Raw genomic sequence first — 7,227 nt, forward strand, 5'->3', positions numbered from 1 at the left:
GGTCGCCCGCGCCGCACGTGTCCGGTCCCGCGGTCACCGGGGGCGCCGGGGCCCGGACGGCCGGGCCGCCGCGCCGTGCGACCACGGCGCCGCGGGCGCCCAGCGTGACGGCCACCGCCTCGGCGGCCAGCGCGCGGGCCAGGTGGCGGGCGGCCTGCTCGGGCGAGGTGTACGGCTCCGGCGCGCACAGCAGCCGGGCCTCGGCCTCGTTCGGCGTGACGAGCGCGCAGCCGGGTACCGGGGCGGAGCCGCGCGGGTGCGGGTCCCAGACCACCGGCACGCCCTCGGCCGCCGCCCGCTCCAGCGCGTCGCCCAGGGCCCGCGCGGTCCCGCGGCCGTAGTCGGAGACCAGGACCGCGCCCGCGCCGCGCAGCGCCGCGGCCGCCCGCCGGGCCCCGAGGTCGCCCGGGAGGTTCCGGCCACCGTACGCCGCCCGGCCCCCGTCCACCCGGCCGCCGGACGCCGGACCGCCGTCCGCCCGCCCGTCGCCGCCGCGCGTCCGGAGGGCGGCGGTGTACGCCAGGCCGTCGCCGGTGTCCACGCGCAGCAGGGTCTGGCCGGCCGCCCGGATCCGGGTCTTGGTGACGGTCCCGCCCTCCAGCGGGAGCGGCACCACCTCCATCACCTCGGACAGCGCCCGGCGCAGCCACCGGCCGGGCTCGTCGTCGCCGAGCGCGGTGACCAGCACGACCTCCGCTCCCGCCCGGGCGGCGAGCAGGGCGGCGAGTCCCGCCCCGCCGGGGCGGCGGCGGCCCGGCCCGGCGGCCACGACCGGCACGGGCGCGTCGGGGCAGAGCCGCTCGGCCCGGCCCTCGACGTCCACGTCGAGCAGGGTGTCGCCGACGACGACGAGCGGGCCGGGCCTCATGCGCCGGCCTCCTCGAGTGCGTCGCAGAGCATGTGGATCACGGCGAGGTGCACCTCCTGGACGGTCGCGGTGTCGGGGGCCGCGACGGGGAGGGCGTCGTCGCAGAGCTCGGCGAGCGGGTTGGGGGCCGGGCCGGTCAGCGCCCAGGTGGTGATGCCGCACTCGCGGGCGGCGCGCGCCGCGGCCAGCACGTTCGGGCTGGAGCCGCTGGTGGACAGGCACATCAGCACGTCGCCGGGGCGTCCGTGCGCCCGCACCTGGCGCGCGTACACCTCCTCGGCGCCGAAGTCGTTGGCGATCGCGGAGACGGAGGAGGTGTCGGCGTGCAGCGGGATCGCCGCGTACGGGCGGCGGTCGTCGCGGAAGCGTCCGACCAGCTCGGCGGTCAGGTGCTGGGCCTCCGCGGCGGAGCCGCCGTTGCCGCAGGCGAGCAGGCGGCCGCCGCCGGTGAGCACGGCCGCGAGCTTGCGGCCCCAGGCGGATATCGTCTCGGTCTCCCCGTCCACCGCGGCGAGCGCGGCGCTCAGGCGTGACAGGTGTGGGTGCATGGCTCCTCCTCAGCCTCCCGCGGCGGCGGCGATCCGGTTCCGGCCCCCGCTGGGGCGGCCGGTGATCACGTCGAGGTAGACGGCCTCGGTGCGTTCGGCGACCCGGGGCCAGCCGTACCGGGACCTGGCGCGCCGCTCGCCGGCCAGGGCGAGGCCGGCGCGCAGGTCCGGACGGTCCAGCAGGTCGCGCAGGGCCCGGGCGAGGGCGCGCGGGCGGCGGGGCGGCACCAGCATCCCGCAGCCCGCCACGGTGTCCAGGTGCCCGCCGACCGCCGAGGCGACCACGGGGACCCCGCAGGCCATGGCCTCCACGACCGCGATGCCGAACGGCTCGTACCACGGCACGCTGACCATGGCGTCGGCCGAGCGCATCAGGGCGGGCACGTCGGCGCGGGCGACGCTGCCGATCACGTGGACCCGGTCCGACAGGCCGTGCGCGTCGGCCAGGTCCCGCAGCCGCTTGGCCTCCTCGTCGTCCGGTGACCCTCCGGCGATGACCAGCTCGGCCCCGGGCAGGCCGCGCAGCGCCTCGATGACGGTGCCGACGCCCTTGCGGGGCACCATGCGCCCGATGCTGAGGACGCGCGGCCGCGGCCCGCGGGGGGCGGCGGGGCCGTCCGGGTGGAACAGCTCCAGGTCGACCCCGCACGGCACGACCGTGATCTTCCGCTCGGGCACGCCCATCGCGATCAGCTCGTTCACCTCGTCGCTGCAGGTGGCGACGGTGACCTGGGCCCGGCGGCCGATCTCGATCTCGGTGGCGACGCGTTCCGGCGGGCTGGTGTCCGCGCTGCCCTGCCAGCGCCGCTTCACCGTGCCGAGGGCGTGGAAGGTCTGCACCACCGGCACGCCGTACGGCCGGGCGGCCTCCAGCGCGGCCCGGCCGCTCATCCAGAAGTGGGCGTGCACCACGTCGGGCCGCCACCGGCGCCAGCGCCGCCGCAGGTGCGCGGCGAAGGCCGGCATGTACGGCGGCAGCTCGTCCTTGGGCACGGGGGCGGCGGGCCCGGCCGGGACGTGCTCCACGGTCACCCCGGGGCACAGCGGCACCCGGTCGGGGCCGTCGGGGCGGTCGCGCCGCGTGTAGACGACGATCTCGTGACCGCGGTCCGCCAGCGCGGCGGCCAGCGCCGCCACGTGGACGTTCTGCCCGCCGGCGTCGACCCCGCCGATGACGGCGAGCGGGTTCGCGTGCTCGGACACGAGCGCGATCCTCATACGGCTACCTCCCTTGGTACGGCCACGCGGCCGACCGCCTGTGCGACCTGCTCGGCCTGGACGGACGACAGACAGGGGTGACCGGGGACGGGGCAGAGCCGGGCCCTGCTCCCCCGGCAGGGGGCGTGCTGGTCGCCGAGGACGACGCACGGCACGCCGTACGGCGCCCAGCGGGCGGCCGGGACGACGGGGGCGAACAGGCTGACCACGGGGGTGCCGACCGCGGCGGCCAGGTGCGCGGGGCCGGTGTTGGCCGCGACGACCGCGCACGCGCCCTCCAGGACCGCCGCCAGTTCGGCCAGGCCCGTCCGTCCGCCGAGGTCGAGCACGCCGCCCGGGGCGGCGGGGAGGCCGTCCCCGGCGTCTGCGAGACCGCCGGGGCCGCCGGGACCGCCGGCCGCCGCGCCGGCGATCTCCGCGGTCAGCGCGCGCTCGCCGGGGCCGCCGGTCACCACGACCCGGTGCCCCCGCGCGGCCAGGAGCCGGACCAGCCGGGCCCAGTGCCCGGCCGGCCACGCCCGCGCGGGCGCCGAGACGCCGGGGTGCACGGCCACGTACGCGGGCGGCCCGGCCAGGTGGGTGACGTCGGGCAGCGGGCGCCGTACGGCGAGCCGGCCGTCGTCCCCGGCCGGGAGGTCGAACCCGGCCGCCCGGACCAGGCCGAGCATGCGCTCGGTCTCCGGCACGTCCACGTCCTCGTCGACGACGTGCCGCACGTCCAGCAGCGACCCCGGGTAGTCGTTGCTGATCGCGCAGATCCGGGGCACGCCCGCCAGCCGGAGCAGCAGCGCGAGCGGGAGCGCCGACTGGTGGAAGGAGGTGAAGATCAGCGCCTGGTCCGGGGCGGTCCGCCGGACCTCGTCGATCAGCCGCGCGACGTGCTCCCCGGTCACCGGCGGCGCCGCGGGGTCGATCCACGGGGCCCGCCACTCCAGCACCCGCGACACGCCCGGCAGGAGCTCCCCCGCCGCGCGGCCGTACGGGCCGGCCAGCAGCACGACCTCCCGCGCCCGGGCGGCGACCGCGCGGATCGCGGGCCCGGCCAGCAGCACGTCCCCGGCGTTGTCGGGCCGCGCCACCAGGACGGTGCCCGGTTCCCCCTCCGGGTCCAGAGGCATGTCCGTCACCGGCGCACCCTCAGCTCTCCGCGCAGGCGGTGCGCGCAGGCCACCGGGGGGATGACCGCGCTGGTCACCGCCATCCGCCAGATCTCCTCCGGGGTGCGCGGCCCGGGGGCGATGCGCGCCCAGGCGAACTCGGCGGTCAGCAGCGCCCACGCCGCCGCCGCGGCCCCGGCCGTCCGCCGCCGGCCGGCCAGGGCGGCGCCCGCGGCGAGCAGCCCGCACGCGGTCACGACGGCGTGGCGGCGGCGCTGCCCGAGCGCACCGCCGAGCAGCCCGCGCCAGCCGGGACCGTACAGGCGCCGCATGAGCGCGTCGTCGGCGTTGCCCCGCTGGAAGCGCACGCTGGCCCAGAAGCCGTCGTCGCGGACCGGGTGCCGGGTGACGCGCTCGCCCTTGACCAGCCGGTAACCGGCCGCCTGCACGCGCAGCGCGAGGTCGGCGTCCTCCCGGTAGGCGCGCGGGAAGCGCTCGTCGAAGCCGCCGGTCCGCTCCAGCGCCTCGCGCCGGTAGGCCATGTCCGCGGTGATCCAGTCGGCGTCCGCCAGGCCCGCGGTGTTGCGCTCGGCGTCGGTGGGCCGGCGGCCGGCCGGGAGCGGCACCTCGATGCGTCCCTGGCTGCCGCCCACGTCGGCGGGCAGGTCCTCCAGGTCGGCGCGGACCGCCTTGTCCCAGCCGGGCTCGGGGATCACGTCGTCGTCGAGGAAGACGACCCACGGCGTGGCCGCCGCCCGCCACCCGGTGTTGCGGGCCGCGGCCGGGCCCCGGCCGCCGGAGCGCAGGACGGTGACCCGCCCGCCGGCCGCTGCCGCGGCGGTCAGCACGTCGGCGTCGGTGCCCAGCGAGGCGGGACCGGTGAAGGGCGGCCCGCCGGGCGCGGAGGCCGGCGTCTCCAGTGCCTCCAGCGCCTGCGCGGCCGCGGGGCCGTCCCCGGCCGCCGGGAGCGGGTCCGGGCGGTCGTCGACCACGATGACGTCGGTCTCCGGGTCCAGCGCCGCCAGGGTGGCGGTGAGGGTGGGGCGGCCGATCGTCGGGATGACCACGGTGATCACGACGCGAACACCTGCCCCCGGCGGATGAGGTACGGCCCGAGCACGAGCAGGTCGACGGGGGCGGAGCCGAAGCACTCCAGCGCGTCGCGCGGGTCGTCCACCATGGGCCGCCCTGCCGTGTTCAGGCTGGTGTTGACCACGACCGGCAGCCCGGTCCTGGCCTCGAACTCCTCCAGCATCCGGGCGAGCAGCGGGTCGTCGGCCCGGTCCACGGTCTGGATGCGGGCGGTGCCGTCGACGTGCACGACGGCGGGGATGCGCTCGCGCCACTCGGGCCGCACGTCGTGGACGAAGAGCATGTACGGGCTGGGGATCGGTCCCCGGGTGAAGATCTCGCCGGCGCGCTCGGCGAGCACCATCGGGGCGATCGGGCGGAACTGCTCGCGCCCCTTGACGTCGTTGAGCCGCTCGGTGTTGGCGGCCCGGCCGGGGTGGGCCATCAGCGAGCGGCGGCCCAGGGCGCGCGGGCCGTACTCGCTGCGCCCCTGGAACCAGGCGACGATGCGGTCGGCGGCGAGCTCGGCGGCGACCGCCGCGGCCAGGTCGGCGGGGCGCTCGTACGGCACGCGCGCGGTGCCGAGCCAGGCGGCCAGTTCCTCGTCGGTCCAGCCCCGGCCGAGGTCGGCGCCGGGCATCGGCGCGGCAGGCTCCCCGGACGCCTGGGCCAGGTGGAGGGCGCCGCCGAGCGCGGTGCCCGCGTCGCCGGCGGCGGGCTGGACCCAGATCTCGTCGAAGGGGCCCTCGGCGAGCAGGCGCGTGTTGGCGACGCAGTTGAGCGCCACGCCCCCGGCCATGGTCAGGCGGCGCTCGCCGGTGCGCTCGTGGAGCCAGCCGGCGAGCTCCAGCAGGACCTCCTCCAGCCGCTTCTGCACGCTGGCGGCGAGGTCGGCGTGGTCCTCCGACCAGGTCTCGCCCCTGCCGAGCCGCTTGGCGTAGCCGGCCCAGTCGATCGGCTCGACGCGGAACCCGCCGTCACCGGTGGTGCGGATCAGCTCGCGCAGCTCGCCGAGGAAGCGCGGCTCGCCGTAGGAGGCCAGCGCCATGACCTTGTACTCGTCGCTGGAGCGCATGAAGCCGAGGTGCTCGGTGACCTCCTCGTACATCAGGCCGAGCGAGTGCGGGAGCTCCTGGGTGGCCAGGACGGACAGCTCTCCGTCGGCGTAGCGCCCGGCCAGGTGCGAGACGGCCTCGCCGCGCCCGTCGCAGACCAGGACGGCCGAGTCGCGGTACGGCGCGGCCAGCCCGGCCGAGGCGGCGTGCGCGACGTGGTGGGGCACGTAGCGGACCTGCGCCGGGTCCAGGCCGGGCAGCGCGGTGGCCAGGAAGCTGGGGGCCCGCTGCGCGTAGGTGGTGCGCAGGTCCTCCCAGCGCTCGTCGAGGCCCTGCTGCCCGGGCCGGACCAGCGCGGGGTCGTAGGAGTAGGCGACCGCGTCGAGGTCCTCGGGCTTCAGCCCCGCCTCGGCCAGGCACCAGGCGGCCGCCTGCTCGGGCAGCTCCCAGGCCGAGAAGGGCACCGGGCGCTTTCCGTGCTTGCGGCGGCTGAACCGCTCCTCCTCCGCCGCGGCCACCACCTCGCCGTCGACGACGAGTGCCGCCGCCGGGTCATGAAAGATCGCATTCAACCCTAGGAATTTCATGCATTCGCCTCCCGCAGACACCTAGTCACTACCGAGAGAAGCGCTTCTCAAACACCGCACCCCGGTAGAAGTGCAGCTAGACGGGGTGCAACCAGCGCGTTGTCACTCTGAGTAGTTTTTTTCTCGGTTAAGTCCCAGGCAAACGGGCAACAGAGGAAAGCATGGAAGAACCCATCAGGGAGGTATGCCGTGCCGCACGGAGAACGACCGGCCGCCATTCTTTTCGACCGTGACGGCACGCTTGTGAATGACGTTCCCTATAACCGCCGGCCCGATCTCGTGGAGCCCGTGCCCGGCGCGCGGGAGGTCCTGGACCGGCTGCGCGCCGCGGGCGTCCCCGTCGGCGTGGTCACCAACCAGTCGGGGGTGGCGCGGGGCCTGATCACCGAGGGGGAGCTGGCCGCGGTCAACGCCCGCGTCGAGGAGCTGCTCGGGCCGTTCGACGTCTGGGCGGTGTGCCGGCACGACGACGCCGACGGCTGCGGCTGCCGCAAGCCGGCCCCGGGGCTGGTCCTGGCGGCGGCGCGGAGCCTGGGCGTGGACCCGGGCGACTGCGTGGTGATCGGGGACATCGGCCGGGACGTGGCGGCCGCCCGCGCGGCCGGGGCGCGCGGCATCCTGGTGCCCACCGCCGTGACGCTGCCCGAGGAGGTCGACGCGGCCGAGGAGGGCTCCACCGACCTGGCCGCCGCGGTCGAGCTGGCGCTCGGCCGGGCCGCGCCGGGAGCACCGCCCGGCCGCCGCGCCCGGGTCGCCGCGGCCGCCGAGCGGGCGGGCCGCGGC

General features: G+C 77.6%; 7 protein-coding genes. 1 reads left to right on the forward strand and 6 read right to left on the reverse strand.

Annotation, left to right across the window (positions count from 1 at the left end):
• The 6 genes from ABD823_RS33860 to ABD823_RS33885 form a co-directional block, all read right to left on the reverse strand.
• Nucleotides 1-868 (reverse strand): PfkB family carbohydrate kinase (locus tag ABD823_RS33860; RefSeq protein WP_344866947.1); only part of this gene is annotated, 868 nt, incomplete at its 3' end.
• Nucleotides 865-1,416 (reverse strand): D-sedoheptulose-7-phosphate isomerase, encoded by a 552-nt coding sequence (locus ABD823_RS33865; RefSeq protein ID WP_344866949.1) that lies wholly within the window; start codon nt 1,414-1,416, stop codon nt 865-867. The genes ABD823_RS33860 and ABD823_RS33865, both read right to left, overlap by 4 nt.
• A 9-nt stretch (nt 1,417-1,425) precedes the next feature.
• A complete protein-coding gene (locus ABD823_RS33870) occupies nt 1,426-2,634 on the reverse strand; it encodes a glycosyltransferase (protein WP_344866951.1) in 1,209 nt (402 codons plus the stop codon).
• Nucleotides 2,631-3,752 (reverse strand): glycosyltransferase family 9 protein, encoded by a 1,122-nt coding sequence (locus tag ABD823_RS33875; protein ID WP_344866959.1) that lies wholly within the window; start codon nt 3,750-3,752, stop codon nt 2,631-2,633. The genes ABD823_RS33870 and ABD823_RS33875 overlap by 4 nt, the downstream gene beginning before the upstream one ends.
• Before the next feature lie 5 nt (nt 3,753-3,757).
• Nucleotides 3,758-4,807 (reverse strand): glycosyltransferase family 2 protein, encoded by a 1,050-nt coding sequence (locus ABD823_RS33880; protein ID WP_344866953.1) that lies wholly within the window; start codon nt 4,805-4,807, stop codon nt 3,758-3,760.
• Nucleotides 4,804-6,444 carry a carbamoyltransferase family protein gene (locus tag ABD823_RS33885; protein ID WP_344866955.1) on the reverse strand — a complete coding sequence of 547 codons (1,641 nt, stop codon included), beginning with the start codon at nt 6,442-6,444 and terminating at the stop codon, nt 4,804-4,806. Before ABD823_RS33885 ends, ABD823_RS33880 begins: the two co-directional genes overlap by 4 nt.
• A gap of 189 nt (nt 6,445-6,633) precedes the next feature.
• Here ABD823_RS33885 and ABD823_RS33890 point away from each other — a divergent pair.
• Nucleotides 6,634-7,227, forward strand: a 594-nt coding sequence (locus ABD823_RS33890; protein ID WP_344866957.1) for a D-glycero-alpha-D-manno-heptose-1,7-bisphosphate 7-phosphatase, incomplete at its 3' end; no start/stop codon positions are given.

This window comes from Planomonospora alba (assembly GCF_039534085.1).
Classification (GTDB): domain Bacteria; phylum Actinomycetota; class Actinomycetes; order Streptosporangiales; family Streptosporangiaceae; genus Planomonospora_B; species Planomonospora_B alba.

Bases quoted from the DNA above. Each gene is read 5' to 3' on its own strand.
- ABD823_RS33865 (WP_344866949.1), bottom strand. From the start codon at position 1,416: ATGCACCCACACCTGTCACGCCTGAGCGCCGCGCTCGCCGCGGTGGAC.
- ABD823_RS33870 (WP_344866951.1), bottom strand. From the start codon at position 2,634: ATGAGGATCGCGCTCGTGTCCGAGCACGCGAACCCGCTCGCCGTCATC.
- ABD823_RS33875 (WP_344866959.1), bottom strand. From the start codon at position 3,752: ATGCCTCTGGACCCGGAGGGGGAACCGGGCACCGTCCTGGTGGCGCGG.
- ABD823_RS33885 (WP_344866955.1), bottom strand. From the start codon at position 6,444: ATGAAATTCCTAGGGTTGAATGCGATCTTTCATGACCCGGCGGCGGCA.